20 protein-coding genes and 1 tRNA gene are annotated in these 23119 nt (G+C 64.0%); 6 read left to right on the forward strand and 15 right to left on the reverse strand.

Features of this window, described 5'->3' with window-relative positions; translation table 11 throughout:
* Positions 1-123 precede the first annotated feature (123 nt).
* The 6 genes from K0B96_RS10480 to K0B96_RS10505 all read right to left on the reverse strand — a co-directional run bounded on the left by K0B96_RS10480 (position 124) and on the right by K0B96_RS10505 (position 4848).
* Positions 124-657 (reverse strand): hypothetical protein, encoded by a 534-nt coding sequence (locus K0B96_RS10480; protein ID WP_220160855.1) that lies wholly within the window; start codon positions 655-657, stop codon positions 124-126.
* Complete coding sequence (locus tag K0B96_RS10485; protein WP_220160856.1) at positions 654-2573, reverse strand: RHS repeat-associated core domain-containing protein; 1920 nt, start codon at positions 2571-2573, stop codon at positions 654-656. Before K0B96_RS10485 ends, K0B96_RS10480 begins: the two co-directional genes overlap by 4 nt.
* A 35-nt stretch (positions 2574-2608) precedes the next feature.
* Positions 2609-2684: transfer RNA gene (locus tag K0B96_RS10490), tRNA-Ala, on the reverse strand.
* A gap of 55 nt (positions 2685-2739) precedes the next feature.
* Positions 2740-3696, reverse strand: a complete 957-nt coding sequence (gene tolA / locus K0B96_RS10495) for a cell envelope integrity protein TolA (RefSeq protein WP_220160857.1) — start codon at positions 3694-3696, stop codon at positions 2740-2742.
* A 13-nt stretch (positions 3697-3709) separates the two neighbouring features.
* Positions 3710-4138 (reverse strand): ExbD/TolR family protein, encoded by a 429-nt coding sequence (locus K0B96_RS10500; RefSeq protein ID WP_220160858.1) that lies wholly within the window; start codon positions 4136-4138, stop codon positions 3710-3712.
* Between the two features lie 11 nt (positions 4139-4149).
* Complete coding sequence (locus K0B96_RS10505; protein WP_220160859.1) at positions 4150-4848, reverse strand: MotA/TolQ/ExbB proton channel family protein; 699 nt, start codon at positions 4846-4848, stop codon at positions 4150-4152.
* Positions 4849-4962: 114 nt separating this feature from the next.
* Here K0B96_RS10505 and K0B96_RS10510 point away from each other — a divergent pair, with 114 nt between their 5' ends.
* From K0B96_RS10510 to K0B96_RS10520, 3 genes are read left to right on the forward strand one after another with little or no spacing between them, the layout of a single operon-like run.
* Entirely contained in the window at positions 4963-6075 is a 1113-nt protein-coding gene (locus K0B96_RS10510) for a PfkB family carbohydrate kinase (RefSeq protein ID WP_220160860.1), read from the forward strand.
* A gap of 18 nt (positions 6076-6093) precedes the next feature.
* Positions 6094-6759, forward strand: a complete 666-nt coding sequence (tmk, locus tag K0B96_RS10515; protein WP_220160861.1) for a dTMP kinase — start codon at positions 6094-6096, stop codon at positions 6757-6759.
* Between the two features lie 19 nt (positions 6760-6778).
* Complete coding sequence (locus tag K0B96_RS10520; RefSeq protein WP_220160862.1) at positions 6779-7753, forward strand: DNA polymerase III subunit gamma/tau; 975 nt, start codon at positions 6779-6781, stop codon at positions 7751-7753.
* On the opposite strand, the gene K0B96_RS10525 is transcribed toward K0B96_RS10520, so the two are convergent.
* Positions 7722-10844: a glycoside hydrolase family 2 TIM barrel-domain containing protein gene (locus K0B96_RS10525; protein WP_220160863.1), complete on the reverse strand. Its 3123-nt coding sequence runs from the start codon at positions 10842-10844 to the stop codon at positions 7722-7724. The two genes, K0B96_RS10520 and K0B96_RS10525, sit on opposite strands and share 32 nt — an antisense overlap.
* 28 nt (positions 10845-10872) lie before the next feature.
* Positions 10873-11691, reverse strand: coding sequence for an alpha/beta fold hydrolase (locus K0B96_RS10530; RefSeq protein ID WP_255558615.1), 819 nt, complete (start codon positions 11689-11691; stop codon positions 10873-10875).
* Between the two features lie 105 nt (positions 11692-11796).
* On the opposite strand from K0B96_RS10530, the gene mutS reads away from it, so the two are divergent.
* Entirely contained in the window at positions 11797-14355 is a 2559-nt protein-coding gene (gene mutS / locus K0B96_RS10535) for a DNA mismatch repair protein MutS (RefSeq protein WP_220160864.1), read from the forward strand.
* 103 nt (positions 14356-14458) lie between these two features.
* On the opposite strand, the gene K0B96_RS10540 is transcribed toward mutS, so the two are convergent.
* The 7 genes from K0B96_RS10540 to K0B96_RS10570 form a co-directional block, all read right to left on the reverse strand.
* Positions 14459-14878, reverse strand: a complete 420-nt coding sequence (locus K0B96_RS10540) for a type II toxin-antitoxin system VapC family toxin (RefSeq protein ID WP_220160865.1) — start codon at positions 14876-14878, stop codon at positions 14459-14461.
* Positions 14879-14882: 4 nt separating this feature from the next.
* Positions 14883-15215 carry a type II toxin-antitoxin system Phd/YefM family antitoxin gene (locus K0B96_RS10545; protein WP_220160866.1) on the reverse strand — a complete coding sequence of 111 codons (333 nt, stop codon included), beginning with the start codon at positions 15213-15215 and terminating at the stop codon, positions 14883-14885.
* Positions 15216-15245: 30 nt separating this feature from the next.
* Positions 15246-16298, reverse strand: coding sequence for a 3-deoxy-D-arabino-heptulosonate 7-phosphate synthase (locus tag K0B96_RS10550; RefSeq protein ID WP_220160867.1), 1053 nt, complete (start codon positions 16296-16298; stop codon positions 15246-15248).
* A gap of 83 nt (positions 16299-16381) precedes the next feature.
* Positions 16382-17137: an RluA family pseudouridine synthase gene (locus tag K0B96_RS10555; RefSeq protein WP_255558616.1), complete on the reverse strand. Its 756-nt coding sequence runs from the start codon at positions 17135-17137 to the stop codon at positions 16382-16384.
* On the reverse strand, positions 17134-18249 hold the full coding sequence (locus tag K0B96_RS10560) for a hypothetical protein (RefSeq protein WP_220160868.1): 1116 nt from the start codon (positions 18247-18249) through the stop codon (positions 17134-17136). Before K0B96_RS10560 ends, K0B96_RS10555 begins: the two co-directional genes overlap by 4 nt.
* 20 nt (positions 18250-18269) lie before the next feature.
* On the reverse strand, positions 18270-18851 hold the full coding sequence (locus K0B96_RS10565) for a Maf family protein (RefSeq protein ID WP_220160869.1): 582 nt from the start codon (positions 18849-18851) through the stop codon (positions 18270-18272).
* Positions 18852-19054: 203 nt separating this feature from the next.
* Positions 19055-19846 (reverse strand): PEP-CTERM sorting domain-containing protein, encoded by a 792-nt coding sequence (locus tag K0B96_RS10570; protein WP_220160870.1) that lies wholly within the window; start codon positions 19844-19846, stop codon positions 19055-19057.
* A 115-nt stretch (positions 19847-19961) separates the two neighbouring features.
* Between K0B96_RS10570 and K0B96_RS10575 the strand changes: the two genes are divergently transcribed.
* Positions 19962-21611, forward strand: coding sequence for an NAD+ synthase (locus tag K0B96_RS10575; protein ID WP_220160871.1), 1650 nt, complete (start codon positions 19962-19964; stop codon positions 21609-21611).
* 147 nt (positions 21612-21758) lie between these two features.
* Positions 21759-23036 carry a glutamate-1-semialdehyde 2,1-aminomutase gene (hemL, locus tag K0B96_RS10580; protein WP_220160872.1) on the forward strand — a complete coding sequence of 426 codons (1278 nt, stop codon included), beginning with the start codon at positions 21759-21761 and terminating at the stop codon, positions 23034-23036.
* Positions 23037-23119: the final 83 nt, after the last annotated feature.

Consider the following 23119-nt stretch of genomic DNA (forward strand, 5'->3'; position numbering starts at 1 on the left):
TTCGACTCGTTCACTCCTCCGGACGAAGCGCCAGCGAAGGAGGAAGCAGACGGCGTGACATCGCGTAGCGATGGCGCGACGTGTGCCGCATGTTCCACGTTGCTCGTGAGCGCAAGCAACCACTCACTGCTTTTTCTCGCGATACACCTGGATGTCACTGACGACGATTTCCCCCGCCCAAACATCGTAACGCTTCCCAAAAGTTTCGGTGATCCGAAGTGTGATCTGCACCTGATCCAGGCGGGACAACTCATACACGAGCTCCTGCCAACGAATCGTTACCGCCTCATTTGGCCGAAGCAGAACGGGCTTCAGATCAGCTTCGGGCACCACGGTTGTCACGCCGTCGTCGTTCGTGTCGAGATCCCAGACCAGCGTGGTTCTCGTGTAGTTCGGACCGGCTTCGCCTCCCTTGATAAAATCAGCAGTCGGGATTCGGAGCGACTTGGTCCCTTTATTTGTGATCACCACCTTGTATCTCGCGAGGTAGGCATCTCGCTCTTTCAGTTTGTCGGGTGCGTTCGGATCGAACTCATATTTCAACGCACTGACAGTCGCGGTGGCGTGCATGGCATCGGCCGCACGCAGACTTTTTGGGAAGAGCCATCCCGTGAGAAACAGGCCAAGAACAATTCGAAGAGGTGTCTTTGTAATCATGGTTTTTTGCCTCCCGTGTAACTCCACATCCACAGATAGTCACCATCGGTTCCCATCCTCCCCGTGTGAACAGGTCCGCCGGGGCGATGCTCGGTTGTGTATTTGATTAAGTCTTTGGCGGCATAAATCGTCTGGCCTTGATAGAAGTATCTCCGTGCCCAGGCATTGGGCGTTCCTCCGCCGGCTGCACCTACCTCACACGCGAAGAAGTAAGCCTTCCCGGACGGATTCAGGTGATTCGCGAACAGCCTGATCGTGCTCGCCGAAACAGCCTTGCCGTTGATGTAAATGCCGTCGCTGTTTCCGTGTCCGAAGAACCCAATCGAATCGACCTTGCCAGGGTTGTTTTTGAACCACTCTGCAATCTCTTTTTCGTTCGATACGCCGACGGACAGGGTGCTCCGAGCATTCGCGCCGGCCTCGAAGTCCTCGTGCGAAGCAGCACTGTTCAGGAAGTCGCCCTTGTCGGATTTATCATAAAAGCCGACCGAAACCTTGGCGTCCTGCTCGTTTGATGGAAGCTGCGACTCATGCTGTGCGGCGTTGAGAAGATACTGGAACGCTCCACTAACGGCGCCATTGGCAAACTTGCCTCCGCCGAGCGCTGAGGCCGTTCCACCAACAACAGCGGATTCAACAGCGCCGGCATATCCGTTGCCGACGAAGGGCGAAGCCCCGGCTGTGAAGAAGCCCGCGTAAAAGCCATGGCGGAACTGACCTCCTTGAGCTTCAGAAACGCCACCTTCGGCAACGCCGTGCGCAAGCATGCGCTCAAAAAGTTGATCCTTGTCCGGAAACGCCGACCCGATCCCATAGGTCAGCCCTCCCGCGATGCCTCCAACAACTGCACCGATCGCACCAGCCTTAAACGCGTCGCCGACACTACCGCCGTTGAGCAATGATCCAGCGAAAGCGGATCCGAACCCAGCACCCGCCCCCGCGACTACCGCGCCAAAGGCAGTGAGCGCCGGCGCTCCGGCCACACCAGCCATCGCCTGAAGCGCGACCGCCAGTGAAAAATATTGGCCGCACATCGCACCGACTGCGACCAATGCTGCGCCAGCGGTCACGACTGCCGCGACCACAACTGCGACGATGACACCGACATCTTTCAGACTGAAGTAGCCGCTCGGATCGGTGCCACCCAAGGGATTGTTCGAAAGATAGGAGTACCGGTTGTAATCCTGCGAGTCTCCAGCATCCCCTACGAATGGGTCCGCCGAGAGGAACCGCCCCAGCACGGGGTCATAGACGCGGCCATTCATGTGGATGAGGCCGAGGTCGTCGAGGTGCTCGTGATCGGTGAAGCCGCGGGTGACTTTGTAATTGTTGGCCGAGGTGACGAGCGCGGTCGCGTAGGTGCTCAGGTCGACATCGAATCGCTTGCCCCATGCGTCGAAGGCGAAGCGCTTCACGACCTGCCCGAGTTCGTTGGTCACGGCCGTGATCGAACCAAGCCCATCGGTGTGAAAGTATTGTACTTCGTGGGTCGAGTCATTGCGCTCCACGTAAACGGCGACCCGGCCCGTCGGCGCCATGATGTAGTGGCGGTTCTCCACCAACGGGCTCCCGCCTGTGCCGGTGACCTTCTCGAAAAGGCTGCCGATGTAGAGCGTGGTGCCGAGGTGACTCACCTGCTTCACGCGTTCGTGCGCCGCGCCGAAGCTGAATTCGCTAACGTTCTCGACGGTCTTGACGACATGCATGGGGGCAATCACGGCGATGGTGTCCGGCGCGGTGGAGTCGTCCACGGGTCCTTTTTCAAACACGGTGAATGCTCCCGTCGCGGCGTCGCGCTCGGTCAGCGGCGTGCAGGTGATTTCCGCCGCCACGCCAAAGCCGTTCGTTGCTTCTTTGAGACGCTCGCCGGGCTTCGACTTGTTGAGCGCCGCTCCGCGCGGCGAGTTGTTTGCCACCGCCCAACAAAAAACCCGCCTTGCGGCGGGTAAATTGGTGGACCCTAGCGGGTTCGAACCGCTGACCTCCTCAATGCCATTGAGGCGCTCTACCAACTGAGCTAAGAGCCCGTAAAAGACAGGACGGAGGAAAATCGGGCTTCACCGTCTGAACGCAAGGACTTTTTCAACCGTTGTCCACGGGGTCACGCATCCGGAACAGCAGCGACAGACCATTCTCACTTTTGCGATCCGGACGATTCGGCATCCGCACCCGATTGATCGCCGCCAGCGCCGCTGCGTCAAACTCCGGACTGCCCGATGTCTGCGTCACCCGGGCTCCGGAAATCGTGCCGCTCGGGCTCATGTTAAACGTCACCTCCGTCACGAGCGTGTCGCTCAGGCCCGGCGGTTTTTCCAACGCGTCGTGCGCGCGCGATTTCAACAAGGCGTAATACATATCCAGATCGTCGCCGTCGTCGCGGTGCAATGCTCGTCCGCCCGCGCCGCCGGTTTTGTTGCTCGTCGAACCCCCGAGCACGCCGCTGCGGATGCCTTCGGCATCGATCTTCGCCACCTTCGGCGCGGGCCCCGCTTTCGTGGCCGTCGTCTTCGTGCCATGCAGCTTGTCGAACTCCGCCTTCGTCATCTGCTTTTGCCGCGCCGCTTCCTCGGCCTTCGCCTTCTTTTCCGCCGCCTCCCGTTCATGCCGGTATTTCGTTTCCAGCCGCTTTGCGCGCTTGTCCGCGATGCGTTTCACATCTTTCGCGAAATTCGGCGCCTTGGTTTCGACCGGTTTCACCGGCGCTTTTTCCGCCGGCGTGGGGATGACTGTCGCCGGCGCTGGCTGTGGCTCCGGCTGTGGCGCGGGCGTCGGCTCCGGCGGCGCCGTTTCGACGATCGGCGTCGGACGCTGCGGCACGGGTTCAGGGATGTTGACGGTCAACTTCACGCCGCCTTCTTCGCCGAGGGCTGGCGCGTCCGTCGCGGCGAAATTGTCGCCTTCGCCCGCGACGAGTTGGAACACCTTCGTCGTCTCCGGCTGCCGCGGTTGCAGCGCGTAGGCAAAAAACAGCACCAGCGCCACGAGCGCTCCGTGAAGGAGCGCGGAAAGCAGAAAGGCGCCCGGCGAGCGAACCGTCATCGTGCAGTTTCCCTCACCCCTCAGCCTGGGTGTCGAACGTCACCTTGGAGAGATTGTTCTTTTTCAACTCATCCATCAATTGGATGACTTTTTCATACGGCACTTTCGCATCGCCGCGGATGCGGATCACCGGCGGCTTCGCCTCTTCGGCAAACGCCCGCAATTTCGACTGCAACTCCCGGAAGCTCACCGGCTGATCGCTCACGTAATATTCGCCCTGCCCGTTGATCGAGATCGCCACGAAACGCTGGTCCTTATCGGGCGGCTGCTGCGCGCTCTTCGATTCGGCCGGCAGGTTGATCGGGATCGTCTGCTCCTGCTGGATGAGGGGCGTCGCGATCATGAAAATAATCAACAACGTGAACGCCACGTCGATCAGGTTGGTGACGTTGAGCTCCGAGATCGGATGCGCCGCCTGCTTGCGTCGGAAAGTGCGCGCCATGGTCGTGCCCGTTACTGGCTTTCCAGCTCGATGCGATCCGCCAGCGCGCTCGCATAGTTTTCGATTTCCGTGATCAACCGCTTGCTGTTCGCCAGGAGGTAATTGTAGCCGAACACCGAGGGGATCGCGACCACCAGGCCCGCGATGGTCGTCAGCAACGCCGCCGAAACGCCCGGCGCCAGCGTCTGAATCGACGCCGTTTGCTGCACCGACACCGCGCTAAACGCCTCCATCACGCCCCACACCGTGCCGAGCAACCCGAGAAACGGCGCGCCCGTGACGATCGTCGCCAGGAAGATCATGCTCGATTCGTAGCGCAACGTCTGCCGCGCGAGCGCGCGCTGGAGCGCGTTTTCCGTGTGCTCCAGCCGCGACCGCTGGCTGTCCACGCCCTTCTCCTTCCCGATCGCCGCCGCCCGCCAATACGACTCCATCGCGTCCGCAAACAGGTCCGCGTAGGGAATCGAGCGCCGACTGCGATACGACTCCGGCAAGTCGAGCAGCGTGCGCTGGTCGCGCAGATGCCCCTCGAACGAGTGGTTGAGCAAACGCAGGCGTTTCAACTCGTAGTGTTTGCCGAACATGATCGTCCACGCGATCAGGCTGAACACGCCGAGCCCGACCGTGATCACCTGGCCGACGGTGTCGCAGCGCAGAAAAACTTGGATGATGTTCGTGGTGGCGAAGAGGGGCGGAGGCACAGCGAGCATGTGGCGTGAGAGTTGGCGGTTTTGCCGGACGCATTCAACGGCAAACCGGCCGGCCCCGCCCCGTTTCTGGTTGCTCGTTCGTTGGGGAAATTTTTTCCTGCTTTTTCTCCCCTTATGGACTTCAAGACCCGCACGCTTCAGGAACTGCGCGCCGCGCGCGGCATGCTCGCCTCGCGACGCACGCTGCTCGGCTTCGATGGCTTCGTCGACACCATCGTCACCCCCGTGGCGCTGCGGGCGAGCCAGGGCGAAAATTTCACGCCGTTCGCCGGCATCGCCGAATTCGGCCAGCGCATCGTCGGCGCGGCGGGCAAAAGCACCAACATCGAGCTCTATCCGCGCATGGATAAACTCGGCGGCAACGGTCCCATCATGGCCAACGCCCTTCTCGCCCAAGGCGCTCGCGTGACCTACGTCGGCGCGCTCGGCGAAGGCACCGTGCATCCCGTGTTTGCCGACCTCGCGCAACACGCCGAAGTCATCTCCCTCTGCGCCCCCGCCCACACCGTCGCCGCGGAATTCAACGACGGCAAAATCATGCTCGGCCTCATGCGCTCGCTCGACGAGATCACCCCGGAGAAAATCTCCGCCGTGCTCGGCGCCGACGGCTATCGCGACGCCCTCGCCCGCTCCGACCTCGTCGCCCTCGTCAACTGGACGATGATTCCCAACCTCACCGCCGTCTTTACCGACCTCGTGGAACGCGTCCTCCCGCAAACCCCCGTGCGCCCCGGCCGCCTCTTCTTCTTCGATCTCTGCGATCCCGAAAAACGCTCCCGCGCCGATCTTGCCTACGCCCTCGCCACGATCGCCAAGTTTGAACAATTCGGCCGCGTCACCCTCGGCCTCAACCTCAAGGAGGCGCAACAGGTTCACGCCACGCTCGGGTTTGCTCCGTTGACTGAGGCCGAAGAAGGCCTGCGCCAGATGGCCGCGGACATTCGCCAACACCTCGATCTGACGACTGTCGTCGTGCACCCGAAGGAATCCGCCGCCTGCGCGACCCGCGACGCCACGCACTGGGTTCCCGGCCCGTATGTCGCGCAACCGCTCATCACCACGGGCGCCGGCGATCATTTCAACGCCGGGTTTACCGCCGGCCAGCTCATCGGGCTTTCCCCGGAAAGTTGCCTCGGGGTTGGCGTCTGCACCAGTGGGCATTACGTGCGCACCGCCCGCAGTCCGAGCCACGGCGACCTCGAAACCTTCCTCGCCAACTGGCAATAATTTCCCCAACGTCGCACCATGCCTCTGAAACAGAAACCCGCCGGCAAACTCATCTCATTCGAAGGGTCCGAAGGCTCGGGCAAATCGACCCAGCTTTCCCGCCTCGCGGCGCATCTGCAGAAAGCGCATCACGAGGTTGTCACGACCCGCGAGCCCGGCGGCACCGAGATCGGTGAGCAGATCCGCAATATCATCGTCCATAATTCCAAAGGCGACGAAATGTGCGCGGAGACCGAGCTCCTCCTGTTCACCGCCGCCCGCGCCCAGCTCGTCCGCGAGATCATCGCGCCCGCTCTCATTCGCGGCGCCATCGTCCTCAGCGACCGCTTTCTCGATTCGTCCACCGTTTACCAAGGCATCGGTCGCAACCTCGCCGCCGATCCCGTCAACCAGATCAACCGCTTCGCCGTCGGCAACGTGATGCCCGACATGACCATTGTCATCGACGTGCCCACCGATGTGAGCCTCGAACGCATCCGTCAGCGCGCCTCCGATCTCCCGGATCGCATGGAGCGCGAGAACATCGATTTCTACGAAAAGGTGCGCGAAGGTTACCTCGTCCTGGCCAAAGGCATGCCCGACCGCTTTGTCGTGATCGACGGCACTTTGTCCGCCGACGCGATTGAGAAAAAAGTCTGGCACGCCGTGTCTGAACGTCTGGCCTCTCCCGCCGTGCTGGTCTGATTCCAGCGGCGCGCTTCGGATGAGTTCTGCTGTTTCCTGGCCGGCCTCCCTCGTCGGCACGCCCGCCGTCGCGGTGATCGAGCAGGCCATCGCCCGCCAGCGCCTCTCGCACAGCATCCTTCTGCACGGCGACGATCACGCCACGCTCCTCGGCGTGGCGCAGGCGATCGCCGACCGCCTGCTCAACACCCCCTCCGCGCCCGCCTCGTTCCCGCCCGACGAACATCCCGACTGCTTCGCGCTGCGCCCGGCCGGCAAGATGCGCCAGATCTCCGCCGACGCCACCCGCGAGCTCATCGGCAAACTCCAAGTTTCACCTGCCGTCGCCCCGCGCAAAGTCGCGATTCTCCACGAGGTCGACCGCATGAACCTCATCGCGGCCAACATTTTTCTCAAAACCCTCGAAGAGCCCCCGGCCAACTCCGTTCTTCTCCTGCTCACCACGCGGCCCTACGCGCTCCTGCCCACCATCCGCAGCCGCGTCCTCCATTTCCGCTTCCCTTCCTCCGGCACGACCTTCGATGCTCATGGCTGGCCCGAATGGCTCGCCGACTATCGCGCCTGGCTCGGCCGCCTCGCCGCCGGCGTCTCCAGCAAACGCGACGCCGCCGACTACGTTTTCACCGCTTACGGTTTGATCGCCCGCTTCAGCCACACGCTCGAAGCCGCCACCACCGAGGCGTGGGAAATCGAAAAGCAACGCCTTCCTGCCGACCTCGAAGAAGCCGAGCAGATCGCGATCGAAACCGGCCTGACCAACGGTCTCCGCCTCCGCCTCTTCGCCGAGATTGCGACCGCCACGAGCGCCTTCGCCCTGCCCCAACTCGCCGATCCCGCCACCAGCGAGCCGGAGCGCGCCACCCTCCGCCGCGCCCTCGGCCACGCCATCGACCGCCTCGAGCGCGACACCGGCCTTCTCCGCCTCAACTTGAACGAGTTGGCCGCGCTCGAAGATTTTCTCCTCAGCTCCCTCCGGATCTGGGCGAAACGGTAAACGCGAACCGATACCGCCCCGGCTCGATGCGATACGCCGGCAGCGTATCCGGACCGCAGCTCGCCGTCCCGAGCCCGCGTTGCGCTAAATCGAGATTCACGTGCACCTCCGGCCGCGCCACCAGGTCCGTGGTATGCGCCGCCGCAAACAAATCCGCCGCGGTAAAATGGCTGACCGACGCCTCCATCAACGGCGCGCCTTCGAAACGCACGCCCGCGCCCCGCGCATCGCTCACCTCCAACCACCGCACCTCCGTCTTGTTGCCGTGCTCCTGCGGCAGGATGTAAGGCACGTATTGGCCCGCCACCGTCCCCGCGTAACGCCCCACGAGCGCGGCCGTGTTGCGATCGCGATAATTCTCTTCCGGCCCGCGGCCAAACCACGCGACTTGCTCCAAACCCGCCGGCATTACCAACGACACTCCCAACCGCGGCAGCTCCGGCAGCGCACGGTCCACCTCAATACGATTCTCCACTGTCACGCGGCCGTCGCCGGTGACGCGGTAAACGTGTCGATGCCCGATCGGCCGGCCCGCGCCCGGACACCACCAGGTCTGCGCGATGCGCACCTCCGTTGTATTCGCACTGCGCCGGCACGTCACGCGGGTGTCCCGCAGTTCCAACCGGTCGTAACCCGCGCCGAGCCACTGTGGCAGCATGCGCGACACGCCCCACTTCACCTCCTTGAAAAGTTTCAGCCCATCGTTGTCGGTCGCCGCGCGCCACACGTTCAACTGCGGCCCGCGCGTGATGACTTCTCGTCCGCCCACCCGCCATTTCTCGATCACGCCCGCTTCGCGATCGACGCTCAGCTCCGTCCCGCCGGCGCAAATGCTCCAACCCCTCGGCGTTTCACTCACTTCGACTTTCCCCGAAATCTTCTTGGTCGCCGCTTTCTTCGTCGCTCGTGACAACGCGAACTGGTTCCACGCCACCTCGTGCCCCGCCGGACCATCCGCCGTCGCGCGGCTGAGCCGGAAACGAAACGTCACGTGCAACTCCACTCCCGTCGGCAGCGTTTTCGGCCACGGCACCGTCACCGCTTCGCTCGCTTGCGGAGCCGTTCGCAGCCGCGGCAATTTTCCGCGCGCCACGCGCACGCCGTCCGCCAGTAATTCCCATTCGCCCCGCAGATCCGCCAACGAGGTAAACCACCGCCGGTTTTCCACGCGAAACTTTCCCCGCCGCCCATCGATCGCGTGCACCCGCACCGGCTGAGCGAGATGTTTGTATTCGACGAGGCCGGGATGCGGCGTGCGGTCCGGCCAGACGAGCCCATCGCAAACGAAATTCTTGTCGCTCGGCGTGTCGCCAAAATCGCCGCCATAAGCCCAGAACTCGCGCCCGTCCGCCGTGCGCTGCTTGAGCCCGTGATCGACCCACTCCCAGATGAATCCGCCCTGCAACCCGCGGTGCCGGTCAAACGCCGCAAAGTAATCCGCGAGACTCCCGTTGCTGTTGCCCATCGCGTGCGAGTATTCGCACATGATCAACGGCCGCGGATCGTCCTTCGCCAGCGATTGCGCCCAGGCCTCGATCTTCGCGATCTCCGGATACATCGGACACACGAGATCGGTCGCCGCCCGTCCGCCCCGCCAGTCAAACGTGATCGCCCCTTCGTAGTGCACGACCCGGCTCGGATCGCGCCCGCGCATCCACGCCGCCATGGCATCGTGGACCGGACTGTAGCCGCTCTCGTTGCCCAGCGACCACGCCACGATGCACGCGTGATTCTTGTCGCGCTCCACCATGCGCACGCCGCGATCGAACATCGCCGGCGCGTAACGCGTGTCGCGGCACACCTCATGATAGAACGCGTGCGATTCGATGTTGGCCTCGTCGAAAACATACAACCCCACTTCGTCGCACACAGCATACCAATGCGGATCGTTCGGGTAGTGCGAGGTCCGCACGGCATTCACGTTGAAACGTTTCATCACCTCCGCATCCCGTCGCATGCCTTCGTGCGTCACCGCCTTGCCGCGCGTATCATCGTGCTCGTGGCGATTCACGCCATGCAACCGCACCGGCGCCCCGTTGATGAGCAACTGCCGGTCGCGCACCTCAACGCGGCGGAACCCCACGCGACACCCCGTGTGTTCGATCGCCCGTCCATCCGGCCCGATCAACGTGACCACCACCCGATAAAGCTGCGGCGTTTCTGCCGACCACAATTTCGGCGCCCGCACCGGCATGGCGAACGTCACGATCCGACGCGCGCGCTGCCAGAAATCATTCGTCGGCGTGCCTTCCGCGCGCTTTCCCACCGCGCGCCCGTTCGGATCGTAAAGCTGCACCCGCACGCGGCAGCCCTTGGCTTCGACGTCCGGCGCGCCGAGCTGCACCTCCGCCCACAGTTTTCCACTGCGCAAATCCGCCGCCACGTCGCCCCGCACGAACACATCTTGGATGAAATGCGGCGCCTGCGAATACACATACACGTCGCGATGAATCCCGCCCATCCACCACTGATCCTGATCTTCGATAAAACTCGCATCCGACCACTTCACGACGGCCACCGCGAGCGTGTGCGTCCCGCCGGCGCGCACGAACGGCGTCACGTCAAACTCTGACGGGAGACGACTGTCCTTCCCGAGTCCCACCGGCTGACCGTCGACCCACACATAAAGCACACTCTCTGCGCCGCCCACGTGCAGCACCACCCGCCGTCCGGCCCACTCCGCCGGCACCGCCAGCGTCGTCCGGTAAAGCCCCGTGGGATTCGCATCCGGCACGTGCGGTGGCAGGTCGGGAAACGGCATTTCCACGTTCGTGTAGTGCGGACGATCGTGCCCGTGCATCGTCCAGTTGCTCGGCACCGGCAACTTCGACCACTCCGCGCCCAACGTATACTCCGCGCGCACAAATTCCGCCGGCACATCCTCCGGCCGCGCGACGAGCCGGAAATCCCATTCGCCGTTCAACGACCGCCACCACGGCGAACCTTCCCGCCGGTTCGCACGCGCCGCCGCTGCGGTGGGGAACGGATAGAGCGTTGCCCGCGCCGCGAGGCGGTTGAGCGACAGCGTTTCAGGGTTTTGCCAGGTCTTCAGCGCGCCAGTCTGGAGGAGCTCCATAGAGGCGGTCAGCACGCCCGAACTCGCCGCGCCGCGCAACTCCTCACTGCGCCGTGTGCGCTTTTATCAGCGCCACAAACGCCTCCCGCGTCTCCATGTGTGGATTGTGCCCCGCCTCCGGCATCGTGACGATCTCCGCCGCCGGGAAATGCCGCCGCACCGCCGCATGATCCGCCGCCGTCACATAACGCGACTTTCCGCCTGCGACGAACAGCGTCGGCCCACCAAAGCGATCCGTCTCGCGCAATGCATCGCGTTCCAGCACGGGCAGCGTCTCGGTCAGCACCGGCAGATTGATCAGCCATCGCCAGCGGCCGTCCTCCGTGCGTTCCAGATTCGTCGTGAGGAATTTTCGCATCGCCCAATCCGGCACGCGCGCCTCGAACCGCAGCTCGGCCTCCGCCCGCGAGTGCAGCTCCTCCAATCGCAGCTCATTCATCGCCTCGAACTCCCCGCGATGCGCCTCCGAATGGTAATCCCGCGGCGCGATATCCACCACGATCAACTGCCGCAATCGCTCCGGGTGCCGGCACGCCAGCAGCATCGCCACTTTCCCGCCCATGCTGTGGCCCAGCAATGTCACCCGCGCTCCCTCCGCCTGCGCATCGAGCCAACCCACCACGTCCTCCACCATCGCCTCATACTCCATCGGCTCCGCGTGCGCCGACCCGCCGTGGTTGCGCAAATCCAACGCTTGCACATGGAAGCTGCCCGCCAGTTCGCGTCCCACCGTCTGCCAGTTGCGCGACGATCCCAGCAGCCCGTGCAGAATCACCAGCCGCGGCCGCCCCGCTCCTCCGAGATCGCGATGAAAAAGATTTACCACCCCCACAGTGAGCACACGGAGAAAATGGACTGACAAACCCGAAAAAATCTCTGTGTCCTCAATGCCTCGTTCCCGTTAACTCCTTTCCTCTCCACCGCCGTTCACTCCGCTCCCCGCCTCGCCGCTCCCGCTTCCGCCCGCATGTCCTCGCCTCCCGAAAAACTCACGCCGATGATGCAGCAATACTTCGACGTGAAACGCGGCCTCCCGCGCGACACGCTGCTGCTCTTCCGCCTCGGCGATTTCTACGAAATGTTTTTCGACGACGCTGTGCTCGCGTCGCAACTCCTCGGCCTGACGCTTACGAAACGCCAGGACTACCCGATGGCCGGCCTCCCCTATCACGCCGCCGATTCCTACGTCACCAAACTGCTCGCCGCCGGCAAAAAAGTGGCCCTCTGCGACCAGCAGGAGCCCGCCGTTCCCGGCAAACTCGTGCGCCGCCAAGTCTCCCGCATCCTCAGCCCCGGCACCACCCTCTCCGCCAACCAGCTCGACGCCGCGCGCAACCACTACCTCTGCGCCCTCGCCTGCGACCGCGCCGGCCTCCACGCCGCGTGGCTCGATCTCTCGACCGGTGAATTCCGCGTCGCGACCGACGCTCTCCTCGACAACCTTCTGCCCGTCCTCACCGCGCTCAACCCCGCCGAACTCGTCCTCACCGAAGGCGATCTCGCCCGCTGGCAGGCCGCCCCGCACGATCAAATTGCGCTCCACGCGCTCCATCAATTTTGCGCGCCGCGACTCTGCACCGAGTTGCCCGGCTACCATTTTGAACCCGGCCTCGGCGCCCAAACCGTCACGACCGCCCTCGGCGTGCTCAATCTGCAAGGCTTCGGCCTCGCGCCCGACCATCCCGCGCTTGGCCCGGCCGGCGCACTGGTGCATTACGCGACGGAAAATCTCTGCGCCAAACCCGAGAACCTCCGCTCGCTGCAGGAATATCGCAGCACCCGCACCCTCCTGCTCGACCCCGCCACACTGCGCAACCTCGAGATCTTCCAGTCCACCCGCGGCACCCGCGAGGGCTCTCTTCTCTCCGCGGTCAATCGCACCGTCACCTCAGCGGGCGCCCGCCTCCTCGAACGCTGGATGGCCGCCCCCACCCTCGACCTCGCCGAAATCAGCCGCCGCCAGTCCCTCGTCGGCGAACTCGTCGAGCGTCCCGGCACCCTTGGCGGGTTGCACGACTCGCTCGGCCAGGTCCGCGATATCCCGCGCATCCTCGGCCGCCTCCAAAACCGGATCCGCAATCCCCGCGAGCTCGGCGGCGTGCGCGATACCCTCGCACAAATCCCCCCGCTCCGCGCCTGCCTGACCGGCGCCGGTCCCGCCACCGCCCTCGCCGCCTTGGGCGCCCAGCTCGCCGAGCTCCCCGCATTGCGCGCCCACCTCGCCGCCGCCCTCGCCGACGAGCTCCCCGCCGATCTCAACGACGGCAATTTCATCCGCGCAGGCTTCGATCCCGAGCTCGACCGCATGCGCGCCCTCACCAGCGGCAACAAAACCTGGCTCTCCGACCTCGAGCGCACCGAGCAGGAGCGCACCGGCATCAAGAGCCTGAAGGTCCGCTACAATTCCGTCTTCGGTTACTACATCGAAATCACGAAGGCCAATCTCCACCTCGCGCCCTCCGACTACGTGCGCAAGCAGACCACCGTGAACGGCGAGCGCTTCATCACCGACGCGCTTAAGCAGAAGGAAAAGGAAATCTTCCACGCCGAGGAAAACGCGCTGCACCGTGAGCTCACGTTGTTCAACGAGCTCGTCGCCGCCGTCCTCGACCACTCCGTCGCCCTCGCGCAAACCGCCGATCATCTCGCCGCCCTCGACGTCCTCGCCGGCTGGGCCGCCCTCGCCCGCGAATGGGACTATTGCCGCCCCGTGCTCGACGACGCCGACGCCCTCGAAATCACCGACGGCCGCCATCCCGTCGTCGAGCAGATGATGAAGAGCGACCGCAGCCTGCACGCCGGCTCTGCCGCGTTCGTGCCCAACGACACCGTCCTCGCCTGCGACGACGCCCAACTCATGCTCATCACCGGTCCCAACATGGCCGGTAAATCGACCTACATCCGCCAGGTCGCGCTCATCACGCTCCTCGCGCAAATCGGCTGCTGGGTGCCCGCGAAAGCCTGCCGCATCGGTCTCGTCGATCGCATCTTCTCGCGCGTCGGCGCCAGCGACGATCTCGCCCGCGGCAACTCCACGTTCATGGTCGAGATGAACGAGACCGCCAACATCCTCAACAACGCCACCGATCGCTCGCTCATCATCCTCGACGAAATCGGCCGCGGCACCTCCACCTACGACGGCCTCGCCATCGCCTGGTCCGTCGTCGAACACCTCCACCGCTCGCCCGAACGCGGCCCGCGCACGCTCTTCGCCACGCACTACCAAGAGCTCACGCAACTCGAGAAACACCTCCCCCGCCTGCGCAACTTCTCCGTCGCCGTGAAGGAATGGAACGACGAGATCGTCTTCGTCCGGCGTGTCATTCCCGGCGCCGCCGATCGCAGCTACGGCATCCAGGTCGCCCGCCTCGCCGGCCTGCCGCTCAGCGTCATCGACCGCGCGAAAACCATCCTCGCGAAATTGGAGAGCGACGACGCCACCGTTTCCCTTCCCGCGCCGACCGTGCGCCCGAAAAAGAAAATCAGCGTCACCCCCACCGACGACTCCCAGCTCAGTTTGCTGTGAGTCCGCATTCGCAGCTTATCTCTGCGCCGTAGTGGCCGCGTGTGCGTGCAGAGAGCCGCTGCCGACGCCCGCGCTCGTTTCCGCCTGCGGCTCGCCCGCCTCTTCACTCCACGAGCGGAATTTCCAGCAGTCTCGCCGCCTCGCGCATCCGCTGATCCTTCGTGAAAAACGAGCCGGTGATCACCGACAGATACGTCGCGAGGTGGATCGCGTCCAATGTGCGCAACGGCACGTGTGGGTGCACGTCGAGCATCACATCCTTCGCCTTCCGTGCGATCGTGCCGTCGAGCACCGCGAGATAAATGCTTTCTTCCTGCACTTGCCGCTCGAACTCCGCCCACAACAGCGAGCGCTGCGCTGCGTTGATTTCCTTCGCCCGCTCCTTTCGCAGCAGCGTCGAGAACAGCTCCCCATACGCCAGCTCCGAGGTCACAATCACCGAGCCGGAAACCTTGGCCACGCAGGCCGCGGAATCCGGCTCGTTGACGAACAGTTTCGCGAGGACGCAGGTGTCGAGATACATCGGCTCACGGGCCGCTGTCGCGTTCCGCCCGGATGTGGGGCGTCGAATCCGAGGTCATCGGCATCGAGCGCATCAACTCCCGGTTTGGCTGATAGGGTTTCCCGCGGATCACCGGTTTGTAACGCACGATCATCGCCGTCGGCCGGCCGTCGCTCGTGATCACGATTTCCTCTCCGCCCGACGCCCGCTGCAGAAGCGCCGAAAGTTGGTCCTTCGCCTCGCGAACGCCCAGCACATCACGGCGCAACCCATAGGCTGCCGCATCCTCCCGGATCTGCGCCGCCGCATCCTTCACTTCGGGATATTCTTTACCTTTTTCCCGTCCTTTTCTCTTCATGCCTCTAATGTGGCCTCATGTAGCCACACGTCAAGCTTTCTCCCCTTTCCCTCCCGTCCGCCGCAGCGTCCAGAGTTGCCTTGCCTGCCCGATGATTTGTTTCAACACGTCCGGCGTCACCGCCTGTTTCGGATCGTCGCCGATCCCTTGATTCGGGCTCACGTGCGCCTCGATGCAAAGTCCGTCCGCCCCGTAAGCGACCGCGGCCAGCGCGCACGCCGGCACGTAGCTCGCTTTGCCCACGGAGTGCGACGGATCGACGACCACCGGCGCCCAGGTCTTTTCTTTCAACAGTGGCGTGATGCTTTCGTCAGGATGGTTGCGATAGCCATCCAGCGTCGGCGCCGTGCCGCGCGGACACAGCAGAATGTTCGGATTGCCAAATGCCGCGATATATTCCGCCGCCGAGATGAACTCGTTCAGCGGCCCCATGTGCAGTCCGCGCTTCAGCAGCACCACGGTGTCGCGCTCGGCCACCGCTTTCCCGATCGCGCGCAGCAACGAATAATTCAACGCGTTCCGCGCGCCCACTTGCAGCATGTTGACGCCCGCCGCGAGCGCCACGCCGATGTGCTCCTCTTCCATGACTTCCGCGTCGACCGGCAGCCCCGTGCGCCGCGAGGCTTCCATCAGAATATCCAGCGACTTCACATCGCCCTGAAACGAATACGGATTCGTGCGCGGCTTCCACACGCCGCCGCGGAGCACGTGCGCGCCCGCCTCTTTCACCGCCGCCGCCGTCTCGTAGAAGAAATTGGGATTCTTCGGATCGATCGTGCATTGCCCGGCGACGACAAGGAGTTCCTCACCGAGCGTCACGCCACCGATCTTGATCCGGTGACTCGCCAGATCTGAACGCCGGTCCATCAACTTGAAGGGCGACTGGATGCGGTCGATGCGCTCCACGTAGTCCAGCCCCTCCAGCCGGTTGATCATCAACTCATCCCGCTCATCGCCGACAATCGCGTAGATCGTCCGCACCGCGCCGATTATCGGCTGAATCTTGCACCCGAATTCACCCGCAATGGCGGTGATCTCGGCGACTTGCTCCGGTGTCAGGCGGTGGGATTTAGGCAGAATCATGGCGAAAAGGCCGCCGATTGAAATCACCCTGTCCGCGCGACGCAAAGGCCAAAACCGCCCGCCCGCTCTCCCGCCGCCTCACGTCACAACGCCTTCTCAAATTCCGCCGGCAGCGGCGCCCGCGCCGCGAAATCCCACGTCCGCCCTTTCCATTCGTAGCGAAAAATCGTCTCCTCCGAATGCAGAAACAACCGCTTCGTGCCCATCGCCCGCGCGAACTCCCGGTTGCCGCGAAAGTCGCCATACGTGGCGTCGCCCACGATCGGCAGATGGCGCTTCGCGCACTGCACGCGCAACTGGTGACTCCGCCCGGTGTGCGGCTCCAGCTTCAACAGCGAACGCTGCGCCGGACCCGGCACGCCGCGCCGCACGAGCGACATTTGCGTCTCGCACGGAATGTGACCCGCGCCCGTGCGGATCATGCCGCCGCGCCGTTCCACCGTGAGGGTGTCGCGCCAGAACTGGGCGGGAATCGCTGGCGCGCCAAACACGACCGCGCGGTAAACTTTGCGGATCCGCCGCCGCTTGAACTCCGCGCGAATCTCCTTCGCCAGCGTTTCATCCGCCGCGGCCAGAATCACGCCTGACGTTGCCGAATCGAGCCGGTTCAGCAGCCACAACCGCCGCTCAACTCCGCCGTCGTCCCATTGGAAAAACTCGCCGTCGAAATCATAGTGCGCCGTCAGCAACGAGCGCGGTTCGTCTTCCCGCGTGTTCGGATGCGACAGCACGCCCGCCGGCTTGTTAAACGCCGCCACGCCGTTTTCGTCCACGTGCAGCAGCATCACGTTCCGCCCCAGCGGCAGTCCCGCCCGGAAGCTCTCGCCGAGCTCCTTCACTGATAGTAAAACGAGAACGTCATCTCCTGCTCCTGGCCGAGGATCGCCACCATGTCATCGGTCCACTTGCCATACGGCGCCCGCGAGGTGATCGCACTTGTGCACGCCGCCGCCGCCTGCTGCGTCGAGTGACTGTCGACATTCACGATCCGCGAGATCGCGCCGTCGGTGTTCATGATAAATTTCACCGTCACCATGCTGCCTGACGGCGGATAGATGCGGCTCTCGCTCAGAATCCGGTCCCACTGAATCTGCACGGTCTCGATCATCTTTTGCAGATACGCGCCGTAATTGCTGAACTCCGCGCTGACTCCGATCAGGCCGATGTTTTGCGTGCCGAATTTGTTCTCGGTGAAAATCGCCGGTCGCGTCGACGGCGCCTGCACGAGGCTCGGCCGCGGCTGCGGCCGCTTCGGGTCGATCACCGGCCGCGTGGCGGTCGCGTCTTGGATGAGCGGCACGTCCTTCATGCCCTCCACCTTGTTGGGCACGGCCTTCGCATTAGGCGCGAACTTTGCGATATTCGAGCCCAGGCCCGATTCGTCATCCCCTTCCTTCTTCTCGAATCCGGACAAGGGAGTCTGCTCCAGCGCCGGCGGTTTTTCCACCTCCTGCGTCGGCGGAGTTTCGGGTTGCGGCGCCGAGGGCACGCGTTCCGACGGCGGCACGAGGCGCCCATCCACGATCTGCGTGGTTTTGATCTCCGTCTGGCCCTCGATCGCCGGCATGTCGTTCTTCCCGTTCGGCGTCGGTTTCTCCTGTGCCACTTGCTGATTTTGCGCGGCGAAATTATTCGTCTTGTCGGGCACGTTGTCCGGCGCATCTGGATTCGCTTCCACGAACTTCTTCGGCGGCGGCTTCGCTTCCTTTTGCGGCATCTTGAATTCCTCCGGCGCGAGCTGGATGTTGAACTCCGGGCGCGGCTTTTCGTGTCGCGGAAACGTAATCGCTGGCGCCCGAAACGCCCGGGCTCCGCAAAACAAGAGCAAGTGCACCAGCAGGGTGCCGATGATCCCGATCTGCAGCGAACGCGTCTCCGGATCGGACGACCAGCGCGGCACCGGAAAGCGGCGCCGGCGGCGACGGGAAGGAGGTTCGAGCGTTTGGGTCATCCGGAGAAGAGCGTTACAACTCAGCCGAGGAGACCGAGCTTCGTCAAAATTTGTTTCGTCGCTTCGACCGGCAAACCCACAATATTCGTATACGAGCCCGTGTAGCCCGCCACGATCATCTCGCCGTGCTCCTGAATGGCATACCCACCGGCCTTGTCGCGGGGGTCCACCTTGCCGAGATAGGCGTCGATCGCGGCCTCATCGAGCGGGCGAAACGTCACCTCCGTGGCCACGCCCTCATCCAGGCGCAACCCCGTCGCCGCGCACCGCACCGCGAGTCCCGTAAATACCGTGTGCGTTTTCCCACTGAGCCGCTGCAACATCTTCCGCGCGTCACCGATGTCCATCGGCTTGTTCAGCACCGTGCCGTCGATGAACACCGTCGTGTCGGCCCCGAGCACCACCGCCTCCGGATGCACCGCCGCCACCCAGTCCGCCTTCAACGCCGCATTATGCGCCACCATCTCCCGCGGATCAGTCGCCGGATCCTCGTGCTCAGTCACCCGCGCGACCTCGATGAGAAACGTCGCCCCCAGCTGCGCCAGCAACTGCTTCCGGCGAGGCGAGGCGGAGGCGAGGATCAACGTGCGCGGAGTGGACATAAAGGGCGGGCCTGCATCAGTGCGTTCGCCGCCCACGTCAACGCCCCGCGCTCCGAAATCAAGGATGCTTTGAAACGCCGCCCGGCTCCACCTGCGTGACTTCCGCGATCACCCGCGGGCCAACGTTCGATGATGCGTCCGCGGTTGATCCGGCGCTGCAGCCAATAAAACGGGATCCGACGCCGAAAAAGCGCGTTTCGCGTTCAGTTCACTCCGACCGTCGCTTGACGCCGCCGACGCACGATGACCAATCCCGCAACGAAGAGTCCCGCCAGCATCACGGCCATCGTGCTACTCTCCGGCACCGGTGAAATCGCACTGGCCGTGAACGCAAAATCGGTGCCTTGCTCATCTCCCGAAATCGCGGCCAGCGTGCCCAGGTTTTGTCCTGCGGAGTATCCGCTGGAGTAAAGCGCGTAGGCCGTCCCGCCAGCGTAATAATCCGGACTGCCCGGACCGTAGAGCGATTTTTCCAACGCAATGCCATTCGCCGCCGAAAAACCGTTGCCGAAGAACGTCAGCCCATAGACCCGGGAACTATCCAGCACGTAGTTGCTGAGATCGAACGTCACATCGAAATAGCGGGCCACGTTGAAACCGTAGTCAGTCAAGGGCGACGTCAGCGTGGGGACGGAGGTCCAGCTACTGGCGTCGGCCAAACTCGCCTGCCCCGAGGCGATTGAGCTCTGGAGGGTGCTCGTTGCACCCGTCGCATTGCTCCACTCACCGAAAACGTAATCCACCGTGCCCGGCCCAAACGAGATGGAGTTCACCCCTGCCGACAAGAAACGAAACGTAATCGTGTCGATGCCACTGATGCCCGAAAAAGTCTGCGTCAGCGCGATATCATTCGCCAGCGCCCCTGCATAACCGGTGGCCAGCAAATCCGTTCCCTGCATCGTATCCCCGGTTAATACTTGGCCGCGCGCCGCTCCAATCAGGGCGCTGCAAAGCGAGGCCACGAGGCAACCGCGACGGATCAGTGCGAATTTCATCCGACCGTGATCGCAACGGTTGCAACTAAAGCAAGTGAGTAGTTCGCCCTAGTTGCGGCCGCCTTGCGAGTTGTCAGCCTGCGCAAAGCCCTTCACGTTGCCCGATCTCTTCGTCATGCGCATCGGTTTGGCCCAGCTTAATCCCACCGTCGGCGATCTCGCCGGCAACGCCCGTAAAATCCTCGCCGTTTATCGTCAGCTCGTGACGCAAGGCGCGGAGCTCATCGTCTTTCCGGAGCTCGCCGTCTGCGGTTACCCTCCGCGCGACCTGCTCTTTAAGCGCCGTTTCGTCTCGGACGTCGAGGAAACCCTCCGCGGGCTCGCCGCTGAAATCGGCGAAGTGCCCGCCGTCATCGGCACCGTCACGAAAAACGTCTCCGGCTCCGGCCGCCCGTTTTTTAACACCGCCGCGTTCTGCCACCGTGGCGTGATCCCCGTCAACGCGCACAAGTGCCTGCTGCCGACTTACGACGTGTTCGACGAGGATCGCTACTTCGAACCCGCGCCCGGCCCCACCGTCGTCGCCCACAACGGCCACCGCATCGGCATCACCATTTGCGAAGACATCTGGACGCACCCGATGATCAACACCCGCCAGCTCTACCGCGGCGTGTCGCCCATGAACCAGCTCGTCGCGCAAAAGTGCGATCTCATGGTCAACCTCTCCGCGAGTCCCTGGCACTACGACAAAGGCCGCGTGCGTCACGCCCTCGTCACCGATGCCGCCCGCGCCCTCGGCTGCCCCGTCGTTTACGTCAACGCCGTCGGCGGCAATGACGAACTCATCTTCGACGGCCGCAGCCTCGCCGCCGATCCCGCCGGCCGCGTCACCCTCGGCCTCGCCGCCTTCCGCGAAGAAACCGCCGTCATCGACACCGCCGCGCCTTCCACCACGCCCGTCACCGCGCCGACATTTTCCCAGCCCGAACTCGCCAACATCTACGACGCCCTCGTCCTCGGCCTTCGCGATTACGCGCACAAGAGCGGCTTCAAACGCGCCCTCATCGCCCTCTCCGGCGGCATCGATTCCGCCCTCGTCGCCGTGCTCGCCCGCGAAGCGTTCGGCGCCGAAAATCTCCTCGGCGTCTCCCTCCCGTCCGCCATTTCCTCGCAACACTCCCGCGACGACGCCCGCGTGCTCGCCGAAAACCTCGGCATCCGCTTTGAAACGATCGCCATCGCCGACGCCGTCGCTGCAACCGAATCCGCCCTTGGCCCCATCTTCGCCGATCGCCCGCGCGACGTGACCGAGGAAAACATCCAGGCCCGCATCCGCGGCGTCCTCATGATGGCGCTCTCCAACAAATTCGGCTCCCTCCTGCTCACGACCGGCAACAAGAGCGAAGTCGCCGTCGGGTATTGCACGCTCTACGGCGACATGGCCGGCGGGCTCGCCGTGATCTCCGACGTCTTCAAGACCCAGGTTTACGCCCTTTCCCGCTGGATCAACCGCGACCGCGAAATCATCCCGCGCCACACCATCGAGAAAGCCCCCTCGGCCGAATTGCGCCCCGATCAAGTCGATCAAGACAGCCTGCCGCCCTATGAAATCCTCGACGCGATTTTGAAGGGTTACGTGGAGGAGGGACTCTCGCGGCGCGACCTCGTCGAGCGCGGCTTCGTCGAAGCGGTCGTCAACGACATCGCGCGCAAAGTCGACCTCAACGAATACAAGCGCAAGCAAGCCGCCCCCGGCCTGAAAATCACGCCCCTCGCCTTCGGCGTCGGCCGCCGCATCCCCATCGTCCAAAAATACGTGAGCTGAAGTCAGCCTGCGCGTTTCCCTTTCATTTCCATCTCCGACCAGCCCGACCGTTGCGTCGCAAACGTCGGCTGTCGCGACAAACTCGAGTGGAAACGCTTTGCGCGCATCAGAAAGATGAGCGCCAATGGCCGAAAATCAGCGGTTAAAATGTCCTCCTCCGAATCCCTCTTCACCCGCGCTCTCCAGCTCATCCCCGGCGGCGTCAACTCCCCTGTCCGCGCCTTCCGCTCCGTCGGCGGCTCGCCGTTCTTCGTCAAAGCCGCGCACGGCGCCACCCTCGTCACGGCCGACGATCGCGAGCTCATCGACTTCGTCTGCACCTGGGGCCCCGCGATCCACGGCCACAACCACCCCCGCATCAAAGCCGCCATCGCCCACGCCCTCGAGCACGGCACCTCGTTCGGCACGCCCAATCCCTCCGAGGTCGAGATGGCCGAGCTCATCGTCTCGTTTTTCCCGTCGATTCAAAAAGTCCGCATGTGCAACAGCGGCACCGAGGCCACCATGTCCGCCATCCGCCTCGCCCGCGGGTTCACGAAACGCGACAAGATCATCAAGTTCTCCGGTTGCTACCACGGCCACTCCGACTCGCTCCTCATCAAAGCCGGTTCCGGCGCCCTCACCCACGGCAACCCCGACAGCGCCGGCATCCCCGCCGCGTTCGCCGCGCAAACCGTCGTCCTCCCCTTCAACGACCCCACCGCCCTCGACGCCGGCTTCGCCGCCAACCCCGGCCAGATCGCCTGCGTCATCATCGAGCCCTACATCGGCAACACCGGCTTCATCCAACCCGACCCCGGTTACCTCCAGCACGTCCGCGCCGCCTGCACCGCGCACGGCGCGCTCCTCATCTTCGACGAGGTCATGACCGGCTTCCGCCTCGCACGCGGCGGCGTGCAGGAGCTCGAAAACATCGTGCCCGACCTCACCACGCTCGGCAAAATCATCGGCGGCGGCCTCCCCGTCGGCGCGTTCGGCGGCCGCGCCGACATCATGAATCTCATCGCGCCCCTCGGTCCCGTTTACCAAGCCGGCACCTTGAGCGGCAACCCCCTCGCCATGGCCGCCGGCATCGCCGCCCTCCAGCTCCTCGACGAGCTCAATCCCTACGCCCGCCTCGACGCCCTCGGCCGCCAGCTCCGCGACGCCGTCCTCGCCGCCGCCCGCGCCAAAGGCCTCCCCGTGCAAGTGCCGCAATGCGGCTCCATGTTCACCATCTTCTTCGCCGACCAACCGGTTCGCGATTACGACACCGCGCTCCGGGCCGACGCCACGCGCTTCGGGCAATTCTTCCGCGCCTGCCTCGCCGGCGGCGTTTACTTGCCCCCGAGCGCTTACGAAGCAGGTTTCATCAGCACTGCGCACGAGGGCGCCGCGATCGATCGCGCTTGCACCGTCCTCAGCCGCGCAATCAAGGAACTTTAATTCAATCCCCGCCCACCTAGTCCATCGATGCGCCGCCTGATCACTGCCTTTTTTCTCTGCTGTCTCGTTCCCGCCTTTTCATC

This window comes from Horticoccus luteus (genome assembly GCF_019464535.1).
Lineage (GTDB): Bacteria > Verrucomicrobiota > Verrucomicrobiia > Opitutales > Opitutaceae > Horticoccus > Horticoccus luteus.

Excerpts from the sequence above, each read along its gene's own strand:
- K0B96_RS10565 (WP_220160869.1), bottom strand. The coding sequence starts at position 18,851 with ATGTCCACTCCGCGCACGTTGATCCTCGCCTCCGCCTCGCCTCGCCGG.
- hemL (WP_220160872.1), top strand. The coding sequence starts at position 21,759 with ATGTCCTCCTCCGAATCCCTCTTCACCCGCGCTCTCCAGCTCATCCCC.
- K0B96_RS10550 (WP_220160867.1), bottom strand. The coding sequence starts at position 16,298 with ATGATTCTGCCTAAATCCCACCGCCTGACACCGGAGCAAGTCGCCGAG.
- K0B96_RS10520 (WP_220160862.1), top strand. The coding sequence starts at position 6,779 with ATGAGTTCTGCTGTTTCCTGGCCGGCCTCCCTCGTCGGCACGCCCGCC.
- tmk (WP_220160861.1), top strand. The coding sequence starts at position 6,094 with ATGCCTCTGAAACAGAAACCCGCCGGCAAACTCATCTCATTCGAAGGG.
- K0B96_RS10505 (WP_220160859.1), bottom strand. The coding sequence starts at position 4,848 with ATGCTCGCTGTGCCTCCGCCCCTCTTCGCCACCACGAACATCATCCAA.
- K0B96_RS10540 (WP_220160865.1), bottom strand. The coding sequence starts at position 14,878 with ATGTATCTCGACACCTGCGTCCTCGCGAAACTGTTCGTCAACGAGCCG.
- K0B96_RS10480 (WP_220160855.1), bottom strand. The coding sequence starts at position 657 with ATGATTACAAAGACACCTCTTCGAATTGTTCTTGGCCTGTTTCTCACG.
- mutS (WP_220160864.1), top strand. The coding sequence starts at position 11,797 with ATGTCCTCGCCTCCCGAAAAACTCACGCCGATGATGCAGCAATACTTC.
- K0B96_RS10570 (WP_220160870.1), bottom strand. The coding sequence starts at position 19,846 with ATGAAATTCGCACTGATCCGTCGCGGTTGCCTCGTGGCCTCGCTTTGC.
- K0B96_RS10575 (WP_220160871.1), top strand. The coding sequence starts at position 19,962 with ATGCGCATCGGTTTGGCCCAGCTTAATCCCACCGTCGGCGATCTCGCC.
- K0B96_RS10545 (WP_220160866.1), bottom strand. The coding sequence starts at position 15,215 with ATGAAGAGAAAAGGACGGGAAAAAGGTAAAGAATATCCCGAAGTGAAG.
- K0B96_RS10560 (WP_220160868.1), bottom strand. The coding sequence starts at position 18,249 with ATGACCCAAACGCTCGAACCTCCTTCCCGTCGCCGCCGGCGCCGCTTT.
- tolA (WP_220160857.1), bottom strand. The coding sequence starts at position 3,696 with ATGACGGTTCGCTCGCCGGGCGCCTTTCTGCTTTCCGCGCTCCTTCAC.
- K0B96_RS10510 (WP_220160860.1), top strand. The coding sequence starts at position 4,963 with ATGGACTTCAAGACCCGCACGCTTCAGGAACTGCGCGCCGCGCGCGGC.
- K0B96_RS10500 (WP_220160858.1), bottom strand. The coding sequence starts at position 4,138 with ATGGCGCGCACTTTCCGACGCAAGCAGGCGGCGCATCCGATCTCGGAG.